Genomic DNA, 16,274 nt, shown 5'->3' on the forward strand with positions numbered 1-16,274 from the left:
CGCATCAGCGGCTCGATACCCGCATCACGACCACGGAACAGACGGTATGCCTCTGCCGGATCGATGGCGTTGCGCGGAGCAAACAGGTATTTCACCAGCTTCGCGGCCACTTCCTTATCGTAGAAGCCACCTTTGGCCTCGGCAAAGGCCTCAGATGCGTCAGAAGTCAGCACATCCGCCCACATGTAGCCGTAGTAACCCGCGGAGTAACCCTCACCGGAGAAGATATGACCGAACTGTGGCGTGCGGTGACGCATTACCAGCTCACTCGGCATACCCAGTGCATCCAGGGTTTCACGCTCGAACTTGTCCGGATCAATGCCTTCTGGATCCGTCGTGTGGAGTTTCATATCCACCAGCGCGGAAGCCAGGTACTCGGTGGTGGAGAAGCCCTGGTTGAAATTGGCTGCCTTCTTGATTTTGGCCACCAGTTCCGCAGGAATCGGCTCACCGGTTTTGTAGTGCACCAGGAACTGGTCGATAACCGGATCCGTGCTCAACCAGCGCTCCAGCAACTGTGACTGGAACTCGGTGTAATCGCGCACACCGCTGTTCAGCGTCGGGTAAGCGACGTTGGACGCAAGGAAGTGCAGCGCGTGGCCGAATTCATGGAAGAAGGTAGTCGCATCGTCCCAGCTCACCAGTACGGGTTCGCCCGGCGCACCTTTGATGAAGTTCGAGTTGTTGGAAGCCAGTACGGTTTCCTTGCCGTCAAACGTGCTGTGATCGCGGTACATGCTGGCCCAGGCACCAGAGCGCTTACCAGCGCGCGCAAACGGATCCAGGTACCAGAGCCCAATGTGTTCACCAGAGGTCTTGTCTTTGACCTCCCACACTTTTACGTCTTCGTGGTAAACCGGCACGCTGCCGGCCTTAACCGGCGTGAAACTGAAATTGAACAGTTCACCGGCAACGTAGAACATACCTTCACGCAGATTGTCCAACTGCAGGTACTGTTTCACTTCATCGGAATTCAGATCATATTTTGCCGCGCGCACTTTTTCGGCGTAGAAGCGGTAATCCCACGGCTCGATCTTGATGCCGGCCTTTTCCGCATCGGCAACGGCCTGCATATCGGCCACTTCTTCATGCACGCGGGCCACAGCGGCCGGCCACACCGCTTCCATCAGTTCGATGGCATTTTCCGGGGTTTTCGCCATGCGGTTCTGCAGGCGCCACTGGGCGTAATTGTCGAAGCCCAGCAGCCCCACACGCTCGTCACGCAGCTGCAGAATCTCGGCAATGATCGCGTTATTGTCGTGCTCGCCACCGTTGTCACCGCGGCTGTAGTAGTTACGCCATACCTGTTCGCGCAGCGCACGGTCTTCTGAATAGGTCAGGAACGGATCCATGGAAGAGCGCGTATTGGTGATTGCGTAATTGCCCTTCTGCCCCTTCTCCTCCGCCAGTGCGGCGGCCGCCTTGACGAACGATTCCGGCAGCCCTTTCAGCTGGTCGCTGCGCAGGAAAATATCGTAGCCCTCTTCGTCCGCCAGCACGTTGTTGGCAAATTTGGTGTGCAGCTCGGCGAGGCGCTCGTTGATTTCTGCATAGCGCACCTTGGCTTCACCGGCCAGGGTGGCGCCATTGGTGGCAAACTGGTCGTAGGTCAGCTCCACAACGCGTTTTTGTTCCGCGGTAAGGTCGGATTCATTGCGCGCATCGAACACCGCTTTTACACGCTGGAACAGCTTGTCATTTTGGATAATCTTGCTGTTGAACGCGGCGAGCTGGGGCGCCATCTCCGCCTGCACGGCACGGAATTCCGGCGATGACATATTGCCGCTCCAGATACCCCAGTAGGTAAATACCTGATCCAACGCCTTGCCACTGCGCTCCATCTCTTCAATGGTATTGGCGAACGTCGGCGCTTCCGGGTTGTTGGCAATCTTGTCGATCTCCGCCAGATTCTGCGCCATGCCGTACTCAAGCGCCGGCTTCACGTGTTCGACTTTCATTTTGTCAAACGCAGGTACACCACCGTAGGGACCGGTCCACTCGGCCAACAAAGGGTTGGTGCTGGCAATATCGGCAACAACTGCCGCAGACGCGACCGCCTGCTCGGCAGGCTTGGCAACCTGTGCCTGTTCGGAATCTTTACCACAACCACCCAGGGTTGCGAGGGCTGCAGCAATGGACATCGCGATCAATGTTTGACGCATCGTCTCGATCCTCTTGTATCTATGTTTATATGAGTGCTTCTATGATTATTAAAATCCTGACCGCCCGGAGTGTACCCCGGGGCGGCAGATGTCGCCATGACGTGTCACTCACCGCACACATATATGTGGTCAAGCGGTTTTTTGGCCGAGCAACCCCCTGTCGCTGATTAACTTTGCGGAGAAAAGTCTGTGCGATGGATAGAAAACACAATTTGATAACGGCTTAATAAGTGGATTATTTTAGGGTGGACAAAAATAGCCGGGGCAAACCCCGGCATCTCACAAATTCCGGGTCAGACCCGGCGATCTTCCACAATGGTTCCGAACATCTCGAGCTCTGCATCGTGCGCGCTCTCGCGCCAAACCTCCCGGAGCGCATCGGTAATCCAGCCCTGCATTGCCGGCAATGCCAGTATCCGTTCGCAGTAGGCCATGGCTTCTTCGCCAAGCGAGAGCTGGTATCCCCGCAGGCGAATGGTTACCGGTGCAAAGAACGCGTCTACGGCGGTAAATGCTGATCCCGCAAGAAAAGGGCCGCCGAAGCGCTTAAGCCCCTGCAGCCACAATTCCTCTACCCGGTCGAGATCCTTCTGCAACGCGGCATCGACCTCACGCAATGCCACGGTGACGCCACAGTTCATGCTGCACTGGTTGCGCAGCGCAAAAAAGCCCGAGTGCATTTCCGCCGCGGCGCTGCGCGCCCATGCCCTCACCTGCCGATCCTGCGGCCACACCGAGGGGAAGGATTCGTAGAGATATTCTGCAATGGCCAGGGAATCCCATACGGTGGTCTCCCCGTCGACCAGACAAGGCACCAGACCTGTGGGAGAAAACTTGCGGAATTTATTCCAGCTCCCACCCTCGTCAAACGGCACCAGTTGCTCCTCGAAAGGAATATTCAACTGCGTGGCCAGTAGCCAGGGGCGCAGAGACCACGAGGAATAGTTTTTATTGCCGATAAATAGCTGATACATCGCGATGTCCCTTTCTAATGAATTAGTCTGCTCGGGCGTCTGGGGCTGCCGTGTCAGGCGCTACCGTTGCGACCCTCGCGCAGTAATTCCGAAATGCAGAATGCCAGCTCAAGCACCTGATCTGCATTCAGGCGGGGGTCGCACTGGGTGCGATAACAGCTGGCGAGGTCCGCGTCGGAAATTTTCCAGGCACCTCCGGTACACTCGGTCACATGCTGTCCGGTCATCTCCAGATGAATCCCCCCCGGGTGGCTGCCCTCGGCACGGTGGACCGCAAAGAAATCGCGAATTTCCCGCAGGATATTGTCGAAGTTCCGTGTCTTGAAACCGCTCGAAGCTTTCTCGGTGTTGCCATGCATGGGATCGGTACTCCACACCACCGAGCGCCCTTCCCTCTCCACCGCGCGCACCAGCGCCGGCAGCTTCTCGCCCAAGGTATCCGCCCCCATGCGGGTGATCAGCGTCAGGCGTCCCGGCTCGTTGTTCGGGTTCAGGCGATCAATCAGGCGGATCAGCTCATCGGTGGCCATACCCGGACCGACTTTCACACCGATGGGGTTCCACACACCGGCAAGGAATTCCACATGGGCAGCGTCCAGCTGACGGGTGCGCTCGCCGATCCACAGCATGTGTGCGGAGCAGTCGTACCATTTGCCGGTGAGGCTATCGGTACGCGTCAGCGCCTGCTCGTAATTCAGCAGCAGCGCCTCGTGCGAGGTGTACAGTGTGGTTTCGCGAATGGCCGGTGTATTGCTGGAATTAACGCCGCACACCGCCATAAACTCCAATGCATCCTGCAAACGCTCCGCCAGTTGCAGGTAGCGATCCCGCTGCGGGTTGTTTTCCAGGTAACTCAGATTCCAGGCGTGTACCTGGTGCAGGTCGGCGAGACCGCCCTGGGCAAAGGCGCGCAGCAGGTTGAGCGTCGCGGCGGACTGGTTATACGCGGTCAACATTCGCCGGGGGTCGGGCACGCGGGCCTCCGCGGTGAAGTCAATACCGTTGATGATATCGCCGCGATAGCTGGGCAGCTCCACACCACCGATATTTTCCAAATCCGCGGAACGGGGCTTGGCATACTGCCCTGCCATACGCGCCACTTTCACCACCGGCAGGTTGCCGGCAAAGGTCAGTACTACCGCCATCTGCAGCAGCACCTTGAACGTATCGCGAATGCGGTTGGCATTGAAGTCGGCAAACGATTCAGCGCAATCGCCGCCCTGCAACAGAAACGCCTTGCCCTGCGCAACATCAGCCAATTGCCTGCGCAGCTCGCGTGCCTCGGCGGCAAAAACCAGCGGCGGATAACCGGCGAGTTCACGCTCAACCGCTTCCACATCGGAAATAGATTGGTATTTTGGCTGCTGGTGGGCCGTGAGCTTGCGCCAGCTCGCCGGGTCCCAGGGTTTGACTAAGGGCTCGGACACGGGGGTATCTACCTCGACTTCCATTTTCGGTTTCACTGCAGATGACTAGAGACGGCGCGCTGCAAAATGCCGCGCACCAGTCACTCAGGGGCCAGGATTATTCAGGCCGCGCCCAGTGCGCAGCCAATTCCCGGCTTCAGGATTCCAGAACCTCAGCCACGGACTGGCAGAAGTAGGCCATGTTGTTCTGACTCAGGCCGGCAATGCTGATGCGGCTGGAATCTACCATATAAATGGAATAGTCCCGCTGCAGTTTCTGCACCTGCTCCGGGGTAATGCCGAGGAATGAGAACATTCCCTTCTGTCTTTCGATAAAGCTGAAGTCACCTGCAGCACCCGCCACCTTGAGGCTCTCCACCAGGCCGGAACGCAGGCCATTGATACGCTCGCGCATTTCGGTGAGTTCCGCTTCCCAGTTTGCGCGCAAGCCGGCATCGGTCAGGATGGATTCAACGATGGCGCCACCATGGCTGGGCGGCATGGAGTAGTTGCCGCGCACCACATTCAGCAGCTGGCTCTGTCCGCGATCCGCCGCTGCGGCATCGTTGTATATCACCATCGCCAGGCCGACGCGCTCGCGGTAGAGGCCAAAGTTTTTCGAACAGGAAGCGGCCACCAGCATTTCCGGCACCGATTCCGCCATCAGGCGCAGGCCATACGCATCCGCATCCAGGCTTTCGCCGAAGCCCTGATAGGCCATATCCACAAACGGGGTAAAGCCCTGTTTCTGCGCCATTTCCGCCAGCACCTTCCACTGCTCGCGAGACAAATCCGCACCGCAGGGGTTGTGGCAGCAGGCGTGGAACAGCACCAGGTCGCCCTCACCCACCTGCTTCAGCGCTTCCACCATGGCATCAAATTGCAGGCTGCTGGTGGCGCGGTCGTAATAGGGGTAGCTCTTGATCTCCAGACCGGCGTTGCCGAGCAGCGGAACGTGGTTGGCCCAGGTGGGATCGCTGACCCAGATGGTCGCGCCGGCTTTGGCACGGTTGGTAAATTCGGCGAGCACGCGCAGCGCACCACAGCCGCCCGGAGTTTGCGCAGAGCGCACCCGATTACCCACCAGTGCCGGATGCCCCGCACCCAACACCAGCTCCTGCATGGCGCTGTTGAAACCGGGGGTCCCCGCCGGGCCGATGTAGGATTTGGTTTCTTCACTCTGCAGCAGGCGGGTTTCCGCCTCTTTCACGGCCTGCAGAACCGGTGTGTGGCCCGCCTCGTCTTTATAAACACCCACCCCCAGGTCGATCTTGCTGGGGTTTTCGTCGGTGCGGTAGGTGGCCAGCAGGCCGAGGATCGGGTCAGCCGGAAGGCTTTTCAGGTGGTCGAACATGGTAACTCCTGATGATTCATGCCTGCGCACTTGCGGGGTGCGCCGGCTGGTAATTTTGACAAGTAACTAGCGCGGTCAAATAGCCACGGATCAATCGATGAGGCCGCGGTTGGCCCAATCCTGCGCGCGCGCCATAAGTTTTTCGATAATGCTGTCGAGCTGACGGCGCTCGTCGGTGGAGAGTGAACCCATCAGGTCATTCTCGTACTGTTGCGCCAGGGGTACGATGCGCTCATACACGTCACGCCCCAGCTCCGACAGATTCAACACCTGACGGCGGCGGTCGGCGAGGTCTTCACTGCGGGTGATGTAGTCATTCTTGATAAGGATCGACACGGCGCGACTGATCGCCACCTTATCCATCGCCGTCTGCTCCACCAGATCCGCGGCGGAAAGATTGGGGAAACGACCGAGAATCGCCATCACACGCCAGGCCGGAATCGTGAGGTCAAAACGAGCACTGTAGGCATCCGCAATGGCGTTACTCACACGGTTGGAGAGTACCGACAACCGGTACGGCAGAAACTTCTCCAAGCGCAGGTCGTCGGGACGCACCGCTTCACTGGGGTTTGCCAGATCCGAAGTTTCGCTTTGTGTGTTATCTGTTGTCATTGCGGTTCATTCACCTGCTGAGGATCGGGTTGTACCAGGTTTCAAATGTAACTAAGATTGGTTTCAATTGTAACCACTGCCGCAGGAATTTTTGCCCGTGACTGATTCCCGGCAGCCGCCGACAAGGTCGTTATGAACGCAAGCACTCGATCCGAGAACCCGGTAAGTGGAATCCAGAGCAACGGACCCTGACGAATAAATCGACGAACGGGCACGCCAGTACAGCATCTGAAGAAATCGGCCGCGCATTATACGGGGTTTGACGCCATTTTTGTCAGCCAACCCCTTGTTTCACGCAAATTATTTGCGCAGACACACGGCAGCGGCAATTCTCCACGGAACATTATCCAGGGCCACGGGCGCTGCCACCCGCAACCAACATTCACTCTTCGCCATACAGACAGGAACGCCAACTATGGAACTGCACGGCTACTTTCGCTCTTCTGCCAGCTACCGGGTGCGCATCGCCCTCAACCTGAAGGGACTCGAATACGATTACCACCCTGTGAATCTGCTGAAAGGCGAACAGCGCGAGCCCTCCTATCGCAGCCTCAACCCGCAGGGGTTGGTACCGGCCCTGATCGATGCGGGCCATGTTTTCACCCAGTCTCTTGCCATTCTTGAATGGCTGGATGAACAGCACCCGGAGCCGGCGCTGCTTCCGCAAGATCCCCTGGCCCGCGCCAGAGTACGTGCGCTCGCGTACAACATCGCCTGTGATATTCAGCCCCTACAGAACCTGCGGGTGCTCAAATACCTGCAAGCGGACCTGGGTGTGGAAGAAGAGCAGAAAATTGCCTGGATTCGCCACTGGATTGACGACGGTTTCAAGGCACTGGAAAGCCAGCTGGGCACCGCGGCAGAGCGATTTGTTGGCGGCGACACGCCGGGCCTCTTCGAGTGCTGCCTGATGCCACAAATCTACAACGCGGAGCGATTCGGTATGGACATCGCACGCTACCCGCACATTGCACGGATCGCCGACGCCTGCGCCGCCCTGCCCGCCTTCGCCAAGGCCAGACCGGAAAACCAGCCGGACAGCACCCTGTAAACAACCATTGCCAGGTAATCGATTATGACTCGGCCGCTCCGCCAGTGGAGGCATCATCTCCCTGCAGCGCGAGCGGCTGGCTGAAGGTAAGCGTGCGGTAGGGAAAGGGAATTTCCATTCCCGCCTCATCCAGTGCCCGTTTAACCGCACGGATCACCTCGCCACGGGATTTGCGCTCCTCCAGTGGCGTTGAACCACCCCACCAGGTCACTTCAATTTCAATGCTGCTATCGGCAAACGCATGCGGAAAAATCTGGATCGGCTCGTCATCGCGCACGGATTCACAAGCCTCCACCGCCTGCTCGATCACCTTTACCGCACCGGCCATATCCACGCTATAACCCACGCCGACAATAATGGTAAAGCGGCGCTTGTTGCGATTTGTGAGAATCTCCACGGGATTCTTGAACAGAAACAGGTTCGGCACGATCACCAACTCCCCGGTGGTGCGACGAATGACCGTATTGCGCACGTCCACCTGCTCCACCCGCCCCTCAACATTTTCGCACTTGATCACATCTCCGGCTTCAAAGGGAAAATTCCACAGAATCAGTATGCCGGCAAAAAAGTTTTCAAAAACATCCTTGAAGGCCAGCCCTACCGCTACAGAGAGCAGTCCGAGACCGCCGAGTGCCTTGGCCGGTGTCAGCCCTGGGAACAACACCATGGCACTAAACGTTATACCGACCACCCAGATCGCAATCTTTGCGAGGCGCACCAGCAGATGCTGAAGCGAAGGACGCCGCCCGGTTCTTTTGGCAAAGCGGAATACAACGCGCCCGGTCACCTTCGCCAGCAACCAGGTGAAGACCAGCATCAGCAGGCTGGCGACAATAAACGGGGTATGTCCGAGGAACCCTTCCCAGATATTGAGAATGGAGGCAGTTACCGCGTCCAGAATTTCGGGGTATGACGACGGCGAGGTTTTGGCAAGCTCCAGCGATTCCGCCAGCTCCTCCACATTGCCGGTCTCAGGGGGAGTGGTTTGCGCCAACCCCATTACCCACTCCATCCGGCGAACTCCCGAAGTCGCAGCCACTTGGTGGCAATCCACTTTTCCCCGCGCAGTACCGGGCTGCCGCCATGCAGAGTCCGGCAATCCAGATCACCCGCATCGTTGGCATAAGAAAAAAACAGGCCGCAGCCCTTTTTCGGCAGAATTTCCAGCCCCAACTTCGGGAAAACCGTCGCTCCCCCGGTATCCACATCATTCAGATACATGATCATGGTACCCACACGCTGGCCGCCCATGGCCAGAACCTCGTGATTACCGGGGCGCTCGGGGTCAAAAAAATCGTAATGGGGGCGATATTCCGCACCGGCCTGATAGTTAAGAATCTGCAGAGGCTCGCCCCGCTCCTCTGGCACCCCCAGCAATTGGGCGATACGGGATTCAATGGCGGCAATCAGCGGCGTTTCCCGCCTGCGGAAATGGGTTCCGGAACTGGTGCGTACATCTTCCAGATCAAAGGTGCCGACTTCTGAATTGACGACACGGGACGGTGCCATGTGCGGGCGCGACATTTCAATCAGGGCGTCGCACTCCCAGTCCGACAACAAATTGCCGAACAAAATGACGTTGGGTTGGCGCATGGCCAGCAGCACATCTATCTGCCGGTCGCCCAACGAAATCTGGTTTGAAGAGGGTTCAAATAGGCGAAAACGCGCAGCATTGTCTGGTGCACGCTCGTTTTGATTTGCGCTAAACCTGTTGCGAACCCGCTGCTGCTGATCCGGCTGAAGTTCCGTAAACTCCACGAGACACTCCTTTGTCTACTGCCATAACGGTACCTGTCATGTTCAGCACCGTATTGCGGATAGAGTATAGCCCCGCCAACTGCCCCCCATGCAACCCCGCTCTCCGCACAGGCAAGTCACCTACTGTGACGCTGAACCCTACACGACACATAATGTCCTAGGTGATATTTACCGATCCTGTAGGGGGAACCATGATCCATCACAACCCAACATTCGCCTCTTGGCGCAAAAGCGTATACCGAATCGCGCTGCTGGCCATTGTATTTCCATTGGTCGCTCTGCAGGGCTGCGCAACACTGTCGCCCGATTTCGAGACCCCAGAGGTACAGGTAACCGCACTGGAACCACTGCCATACGATCAAAGTGGCGACCTTCGCTTTCGTATCCACCTTCGGGTCTTCAACCCCAACAGCACAGACTTGGCGCTTTCCGGTCTCTTTTACACCCTCAAGCTGGCGGGTCACAAGGTGATCACCGGCACGTCCAGCAACCTGCCGGTGATACCGGCTTACGGGCAGAATGCGATTGTCGTGGACGCCTCGGCCAACCTGATGGGGTCATTTATGGCGGCGGCGCAACTACTGCAGATGCAGGGCAATACCGTGCCCTATGAGCTGGAGGCCAAACTGGGGCTTCAGCGCTCCATCCTGCCCGCCATCCGGGTGACCAAACAGGGAGAGATTCCCCTGGGTCAGTACCAACGCTGAGCCTCAGGACTTCCACTTTGGCTTTGGAGAGAAAGGAAGATTCGAAGAGGATATGAGGAAGGAAGGCCGGAGGCGCGCACCTCCGGCCAGATCGGATTCGGGCGCGTGAGAAATCAGCGCCGCGCCGCGAGAATACCGCCGGTCATGGCGGCCATCGAGCTGAGAATCCCCAACCCGACCAGGCTATACAGACTGATGCTCTGCTCCGCCAGGGTCGCCAGTACCTGATCCAGAGGAAACTGCCAGCAGACAATGGCCGAGGCGGCCACTACCGCAGCATATTGGTAACGGGTCGCTCGACGCTCGGCGCGTTTTGCCGGCACCGCTGGCAACTCGGCCATTACCCGCTCGCAAAAACCGTCATCGTCCACATGGGGTTCACTGAATTGCAGCTGCTGCGACAGCCAGGCGTCGAAATCCGGCTCGCTGCCTTGCGCAAACTGAGCGGACTGAACCACACCGTCTCTGATCACCATACCTGTAGAACCACCTGTCGTGTTTCCGAGTTCATTCTTGAGTTCCGCAGATTGCTGTTTGAAATCAGCCACTGACTACCTCCTCCCGCCAGGCCTGCAGCAATGTCTGCAATTTGGCCCGTGCGCGATTGACATGGGATTTTACCGTGCCCAGCGGCAACTTCATAATGCTCGCGGCTTCTTCGTGCGAAAAGCCGCGCTGCATGCACAAGTGCACTGCCTGACGCTGGACGTCACTCAATTCCCCCATGGCCGAGTTAAGGTCTCTGGCCATCCCCAGTTGCAGCGCTTCTTCGACGCTCTCATTGGCCTGGGCTCGATCAACCGCATCCTGGTCCACGTCCGGCGTGTTCTTGCGCTTATAGCTCATGACCAGATTGTAGGCAATGCGATACAGCCAGGTGCTGAATCTCGCATCCCCACGGAAAGCAGGCAGCGCCTTGTAGGCCTTGATAAAGGCCTCCTGCGCCATGTCGTCGGCCAGGGCCTGGTCGCCATCGCACAGCTGTCGGAGCGAGAATCGCAGCTGTGACTGATAGCGACGAACCAGCTGGGCGTATGCCCGCTGGTCCCCGTCTTCGACGACGCGCCTTATCAGATCCTCATCATCGAGGCTCATGGATGGCCGTCCTTAGCCTACTTGCTGCTGTTGATCGAGTTTCCAGTTGATAAAGCGGGCCACACCGATAAACAGCGGGATCAGGCCCAAGCTGCCGGCACCCAGGCCACCGGCCGCGGTCAGCCAGATAAAGATGGCTGCACCCACGGCAATCAGGGTGAAGCCCCGGTCCTTGGTAACGGCCGTCGGCTCCGCACCTTGTAGGGAATCCAGCAGTTCCTGAGGAATATCGCGACCTTCCGAAACCATGCGGTTGATGCTCTCCCCCAACGCGTGGGTCTTGAGCTGCGCCTTGCGGTAACTGTTGCGAGTCACCAGCCAGACGATCAGGATCGGCATGCCGAAAAAACCCAGTATGGCAAAAAGACCGATCAGCCACTCCATGTCACGCGGGCGGTACTGCTCGATTTCATGTACGTGAAAGTCTCGTTCCGCACGCTCGCGGGCGCGCTCGGCCCGTTCCCGCGCACGTTCCGCGCGCTCCATCTCGGCCTTGATACCGATTTCGATATTACGCGGCACGGATTCCAGCGCTTCATCCACCACCAGGCCCTTGTCATCGAGAATGCCCTTCTCCTCTAGCTTCTCGTAGATCCGGCGGGTTACCGCACCACCGAATTCCTCGCCAAGGTTGATCTCGACATTGGCGCTTTCGCCATTTTCGTCGCGGGCGTGGATGCGCAGGCTACCGTCCTCCTGGCGCACAATCCGCACCTGCTTGGTGACTTTTTCCTCCGGCGCCGGCGCAACCTTGGGCACTGGCGGCACGGGTGGTACCGGTGCCACTGCCTCTCCGGACTCCTGGGCTACCAGGGCGCCTGACATACCCATTGCCAGGGACGCCGCTACCGCAAAAGCCCAGACCGGCGACCGGCGCTGTATGTGTGAATGACTCGCTCTCATTGGTGTTTTCTCGCTCTTGCTCAAATTGGTCCCGGAATCAGACCCGGCTACATATGCGCGGGACATGGTTCCTCTGGGGAAGGCGCCCCTCTGGCGCCAGATTGTACCTTTATTGACCACCCCGTATCAGCGGGAATCGTCATCAATTCGCAGTCCGGTCATCTGACCGGCTGCCGGGTTCGGTGCAGCCTTACCCGTTCAGCAGATGGACGCGGGAGAATTCCGTTTTGGATGCATCAAGCGCGAAAATTTCTGCTGAGATATGCTTGGCGAAAATCCGACCAGCCGGGAAGGGTCGGTCTAAATCGCAGTTGACACTGGATACCCATACAGTTACCTTGCAGGTGTACAAGTCAATAACAACTCGGCTAAATGTCCGGGAAAGGGTTTGTCCGGGAAGAGCTGCCCGGAACACAGTCGCTAACAGCGACTGCGCTTATCAACAATTAGCCAAGACAACAGGAGGCCCTTATGGCGGTAGTAGCAGTTTGGAAATGCGATAGAGATGGAGCCATGTTCGACAACAAGAAAGACGCCGAAGAACACGACAAGATGCTGGAACTGGCCGCAAACATCACCGCGCTGATCGAGCGCCATGTTGCGGGCGTTTCCGAAGAGGCGAGCGAAGAGATCGGCCTGATGCTGGCGAAGCGTCGCGAAGTCCTGGCCAGAGCCTGTAAGGGCAAGCCGGAAGATCTGCTCACAGAAGACGAAGAATTCACCTCCACCCAGAGTGAGAACGTGACGCCGCTCGCGGCCAACCAGTAAATCGCGCCGTTCGGCCGGCACTGCGCCAGCCGGACAACGCGCCTGGGACACCCCTCATCCCTTGCGGGAAAGTGGAATCCCCCTTTTTCCATCCCTGTACTCTGCCCGGCCCCCGCCGGGCTTTTTTGTGCCCGGCGGTAAGCTTCAGGGCTACTACTACCTGTCGATCAGAACACGCTAGCAATATCAATCACCGCCAGAGCGATGATTACCAGCCAGGTCAACGCGGTGCCAAAAAAGCGCCCGGGATGGTAACCGCCCTTGCCGCCGACCAGCCCCAAGGCATGTAGCAGCCGGGCAATCACCAGCGTGCCGCCGATACAATGCAGCCACAGTGGCGCCAGCCCATTGATCTCGGCGATCAACATCAGGATCAGCGCCAGCGGGATATATTCCACCGCATTGGCATGGGTCCTGATGCGGATCTCGCCATCTCGGTCACCCCCAGTTCCCAGCCCAACCTGTCGGCCACGCCGGAAACTCACCACCCTGAACGCCAGCGCCATCACCAGCAGCGCACATAGGCCCGCGTAGAGCGCGGTAATTTCTACATTCTGCATTCTGTGTCCTTACGTCTTATTGTGAATCTGTAGGTGCGATTACTGCCGGTAAGCATGCCCGGTACCCGCCTGCGGATGCAGATAGCGGTCTCGCAAGCGCGTTGAGCGATTGACCAGCGACTGCGGCTTGCCATCGATCAACACCATCTCCGCGAAGCTCGTAACTTCCAGGGGATCGCCACTCCACAACACCAGGTCCGCCTGGCTCCCGGGGGCGAGCACACCGCCTTCGAGGCCAAAAATAGCGGCGACATTGGCGGTGATGGCCTTTATCCCCTCTTCAAACGGCAGGCCGTAAGCCACCGCATTGCCGGCACCCTGGCGCGAAAGGTAGCTATTGTGCGACCCGGCGTAACCGGGACCACTGATCGCCACGACGACGCCGGCCTTCTGCATCATTGCCGCATTATCCAGGCGCGCCCCCAGTTTCTCGAAGGCATCCGGAGAATTACCCAGGGCGTCGATGACCACCGGCACCCGGGCAGCAGCCAGCTGGTCCGCCACCATCCAGCCTTCCGCAGCGCCCTGGATAATCGGCTTCAGCTTGAACTTCTTACCCAGCGCCAGCACCTGCAAGATATCGCTGGCGCGGTTGGCGCTGATGAGAAGAGACTGCTCGCCATTAATCAGCGGCTGCAGCGCCTCGAGATCGGCGATGGAAAAATCCAGTTCCCGCCACTCGCCCTTGCGAATGGCATCGCGGTTACCCGCATATTCCACCGCCTGCTGCAGGGCACTCTCAATCTGCTGGTAGGCGCGGGCGCGACTACCGCCCGCCAGCTGTGCACCGTATTCGCCAAAGTACACTTTTTGTACCAGCCCGGAATTGGTGACGCTGTCGAAGTCTCCCGTGAGCTTGATGGCAAACCCTTGCCCGGCGAAGATTTTTTCCTCACTGCTTGGCACCACCACAGCCCGGGTCAACCCGCCAGCGCGGTTGAAGGGAATCAGGGTGGAATGCGGATTGAAGGCCACCGACGGATCAAAGCCGGCACCGATGGACGTATCCGTTACCGCACTGTCGTTGGTGGAGGCGGCGGCACCGATCTCGGTCAATCCCAGCTCGCTGCTCGGGGCAATCAAGCCCGGGGTTACCACCTTGCCACGGCCGTCGATCACCAGATCCGCCACCAGGTCTCCCAGGTCCTGCGCCACCTGCTCGACACGCCCGTCACGCACCAGCAAGTCGCCCTGTTCCAGGGTGCCCTGATCACTCAGGGTGATGATCTTTGCATCCTTGACCAGCACGGTCTGTGCCTGCGCGGCCCAGGTCATCCCGGCGAAAACCAGCACGGCGATCTGCGTGGTGACCTTGAACATTTTGTTGGGAGTGAATGTATTGACGCTCATCATTTTCCGCCCTCCAGGGATTTGTGGCCGCTCAGGGGCAGACGCGCACCTTCCGCGTCCAGAATACCCAGCTCAAAATCGCTGCGGGGTTGACGCTCGGGGTCATTGCGGTCGTACATAAGATTGCCGTCGATAAAGACCTTTTCCGCCTTGCTGTAGACGCTGAACGGATTGCCCGACCACACGACCAGATCTGCCATCTTGCCCTTTTCCAGGCTGCCGGTGACCTTGTCGATGCCCAGGGCTTTAGCGGGGTTCAGGGTCATCCAGGTCACAGCGTGGCGCGGCTCGATGTGAAGGCCCGCGCGCTGGCCCGCCACCATGGCCTTGGCGGTTTCCTCGTTCAGGTGCTGGATGCCGATTTCCGAATCCGAGTGAATCATGCCGCAGGCCTTGGCCTGGTCAATGATCGCGAGATTGGCCTCGGTCATGTCGAAGGCCTCGTGCTTGAACCCCCACCAGTCCGCCCACACTGCGGCACATACATTGTTCTCCGCCAGCAGGTCCGCCACCTTGTAGGCTTCCACCGCGTGGTGGAAGGTGGAGATCTGGAAACCGAACTCCTTGGCGATATCCATCATGATCGCCATTTCCTCTCCGCGGTAGCAGTGGTTGTGCACCAGGATCTCGCCGTTCAACACGCCCGCAAGGGTTTCCAGCTGCAGATTCCGCTCCGGCGCGTCACCGCCCTTTTTCTCGTAGTTATCCCACTTGTCGCGGTAGGCCGCGGCATCGATCCAGGCCTGGCGATAGCCCGCCACATTGCCCATGCGCGTGGACGGCAGGCTGCCCTTTCCGCCGTATACCCGTTTCGGGTTTTCGCCGCAGGCCATTTTCAGGCCGTAGGGGGCACCGGGGAATTTCATGTCCTGCACGCTGCGCCCGGGTACGTTTTTCAGGGTCACCCCGCGACCGCCAAACAGGTTGGCGGAGCCCGGCAGAATCTGCAGCGTGGTGACGCCACCTGCCAGTGCCAGCGCAAACTGGGGGTCCTGGGTCCAAACCGAGTGCTCCGCCCACACCTGTGCGGTATTGGGCGAGGTCATTTCGTTGCCGTCCTGGGAGGATTCAATCGCTGGTGCGGGGTAATCACCGAGGTGGGAATGGACATCGATAATCCCGGGGGTTACCCACTTGCCGGCACCCTCGACGACCAGGCCTTTTTTCGGAGCCTTGAGCCCCTCGCCAATGGCCGCGATCTTGCCCTCTTTCAGCAGGATATCGGTACTGGGCAGCTGCTCGCCGGTGCCGGTCAGTACCGTCGCCCCGCGAATCAGCACCGGCGCCGCTTCATCAGCCTTATAGCTAGAAGGAAAGGCGCCCTGACGCGCAAAATCAGGCCCCTTACTCTTTTCCTGCTTGTCGTCTCCGCAGGACACCAGCGCGGTTGCCAGCATCGCACCGCACGCCACCGCCAACAGGCGTCGCGCAGCCGTGTTCGAGTTCAGAGTGAACTGCATCCCCCCTCCTATTTTTATGGATCTGGTTTTTATGTATCTGGATTCCCTTACACGGGAACACTTTTATCGGGAACACCCGCTAATGGAAAACGTATGCTAACAGTATTCCGGGAA

The 16,274-nt window shown here is 58.7% G+C and carries 16 protein-coding genes; 3 read left to right on the top strand and 13 right to left on the bottom strand.

The window, feature by feature from the left end:
* The 5 genes from VIL80_RS05000 to VIL80_RS05020 form a co-directional block, all read right to left on the bottom strand.
* On the bottom strand, positions 1–2,162 hold a 2,162-nt coding region (locus VIL80_RS05000; protein WP_332035049.1), incomplete at its 3' end, for a M3 family metallopeptidase.
* A 293-nt stretch (positions 2,163–2,455) separates the two neighbouring features.
* Positions 2,456–3,136, bottom strand: coding sequence for a glutathione S-transferase family protein (locus VIL80_RS05005; protein WP_332035050.1), 681 nt, complete (start codon positions 3,134–3,136; stop codon positions 2,456–2,458).
* 53 nt (positions 3,137–3,189) lie between these two features.
* Positions 3,190–4,563: a class II 3-deoxy-7-phosphoheptulonate synthase gene (locus VIL80_RS05010; RefSeq protein ID WP_527250106.1), complete on the bottom strand. Its 1,374-nt coding sequence runs from the start codon at positions 4,561–4,563 to the stop codon at positions 3,190–3,192.
* A gap of 136 nt (positions 4,564–4,699) precedes the next feature.
* On the bottom strand, positions 4,700–5,896 hold the full coding sequence (locus tag VIL80_RS05015) for an amino acid aminotransferase (RefSeq protein WP_332035052.1): 1,197 nt from the start codon (positions 5,894–5,896) through the stop codon (positions 4,700–4,702).
* Between the two features lie 90 nt (positions 5,897–5,986).
* The gene (locus VIL80_RS05020; RefSeq protein WP_332035053.1) at positions 5,987–6,508 is read right to left on the bottom strand and encodes a MarR family winged helix-turn-helix transcriptional regulator; all 522 of its coding nucleotides are present in this window, start codon (positions 6,506–6,508) and stop codon (positions 5,987–5,989) included.
* A gap of 415 nt (positions 6,509–6,923) precedes the next feature.
* Between VIL80_RS05020 and maiA the strand changes: the two genes are divergently transcribed.
* Complete coding sequence (maiA, locus tag VIL80_RS05025; RefSeq protein ID WP_332035054.1) at positions 6,924–7,559, top strand: maleylacetoacetate isomerase; 636 nt, start codon at positions 6,924–6,926, stop codon at positions 7,557–7,559.
* 22 nt (positions 7,560–7,581) lie between these two features.
* Here the strand turns inward: maiA and VIL80_RS05030 are convergent, their stop codons facing one another.
* Positions 7,582–8,559 carry a mechanosensitive ion channel family protein gene (locus tag VIL80_RS05030; protein ID WP_332035055.1) on the bottom strand — a complete coding sequence of 326 codons (978 nt, stop codon included), beginning with the start codon at positions 8,557–8,559 and terminating at the stop codon, positions 7,582–7,584.
* On the bottom strand, positions 8,559–9,317 hold the full coding sequence (locus VIL80_RS05035) for a 2OG-Fe(II) oxygenase (protein WP_332035056.1): 759 nt from the start codon (positions 9,315–9,317) through the stop codon (positions 8,559–8,561). The genes VIL80_RS05030 and VIL80_RS05035 overlap by 1 nt, the downstream gene beginning before the upstream one ends.
* Before the next feature lie 191 nt (positions 9,318–9,508).
* Here VIL80_RS05035 and VIL80_RS05040 point away from each other — a divergent pair, with 191 nt between their 5' ends.
* Positions 9,509–10,024, top strand: a complete 516-nt coding sequence (locus tag VIL80_RS05040; protein WP_332035057.1) for an LEA/WHy family protein — start codon at positions 9,509–9,511, stop codon at positions 10,022–10,024.
* Positions 10,025–10,137: 113 nt separating this feature from the next.
* On the opposite strand, the gene VIL80_RS05045 is transcribed toward VIL80_RS05040, so the two are convergent.
* The 3 genes from VIL80_RS05045 to VIL80_RS05055 are packed head-to-tail and all read right to left on the bottom strand — an operon-like array spanning position 10,138 to position 11,944.
* Positions 10,138–10,572: a DUF5056 domain-containing protein gene (locus VIL80_RS05045; RefSeq protein WP_332035058.1), complete on the bottom strand. Its 435-nt coding sequence runs from the start codon at positions 10,570–10,572 to the stop codon at positions 10,138–10,140.
* Positions 10,565–11,119, bottom strand: coding sequence for an RNA polymerase sigma factor (locus tag VIL80_RS05050; protein WP_332035059.1), 555 nt, complete (start codon positions 11,117–11,119; stop codon positions 10,565–10,567). Before VIL80_RS05050 ends, VIL80_RS05045 begins: the two co-directional genes overlap by 8 nt.
* A 12-nt stretch (positions 11,120–11,131) precedes the next feature.
* The gene (locus VIL80_RS05055; protein ID WP_332035060.1) at positions 11,132–11,944 is read right to left on the bottom strand and encodes a DUF6249 domain-containing protein; all 813 of its coding nucleotides are present in this window, start codon (positions 11,942–11,944) and stop codon (positions 11,132–11,134) included.
* 549 nt (positions 11,945–12,493) lie between these two features.
* Here VIL80_RS05055 and VIL80_RS05060 point away from each other — a divergent pair.
* The gene (locus tag VIL80_RS05060) at positions 12,494–12,790 is read left to right on the top strand and encodes a YebG family protein (protein ID WP_332035061.1); all 297 of its coding nucleotides are present in this window, start codon (positions 12,494–12,496) and stop codon (positions 12,788–12,790) included.
* Positions 12,791–12,957: 167 nt separating this feature from the next.
* On the opposite strand, the gene VIL80_RS05065 is transcribed toward VIL80_RS05060, so the two are convergent.
* Genes VIL80_RS05065 through VIL80_RS05075 form a run of 3 tightly spaced genes read right to left on the bottom strand, consistent with a single transcriptional unit; the run spans position 12,958 to position 16,160 of the window.
* Positions 12,958–13,350, bottom strand: a complete 393-nt coding sequence (locus VIL80_RS05065) for an MAPEG family protein (protein WP_332035062.1) — start codon at positions 13,348–13,350, stop codon at positions 12,958–12,960.
* A 39-nt stretch (positions 13,351–13,389) separates the two neighbouring features.
* Entirely contained in the window at positions 13,390–14,700 is a 1,311-nt protein-coding gene (locus tag VIL80_RS05070) for an amidohydrolase family protein (RefSeq protein WP_332035063.1), read from the bottom strand.
* The gene (locus tag VIL80_RS05075) at positions 14,700–16,160 is read right to left on the bottom strand and encodes an amidohydrolase (protein WP_332035064.1); all 1,461 of its coding nucleotides are present in this window, start codon (positions 16,158–16,160) and stop codon (positions 14,700–14,702) included. The genes VIL80_RS05070 and VIL80_RS05075 overlap by 1 nt, the downstream gene beginning before the upstream one ends.
* Between the last annotated feature and the right edge of the window lie 114 nt (positions 16,161–16,274).

Source organism: Microbulbifer sp., assembly GCF_036563125.1.
Lineage (GTDB): Bacteria > Pseudomonadota > Gammaproteobacteria > Pseudomonadales > Cellvibrionaceae > Microbulbifer.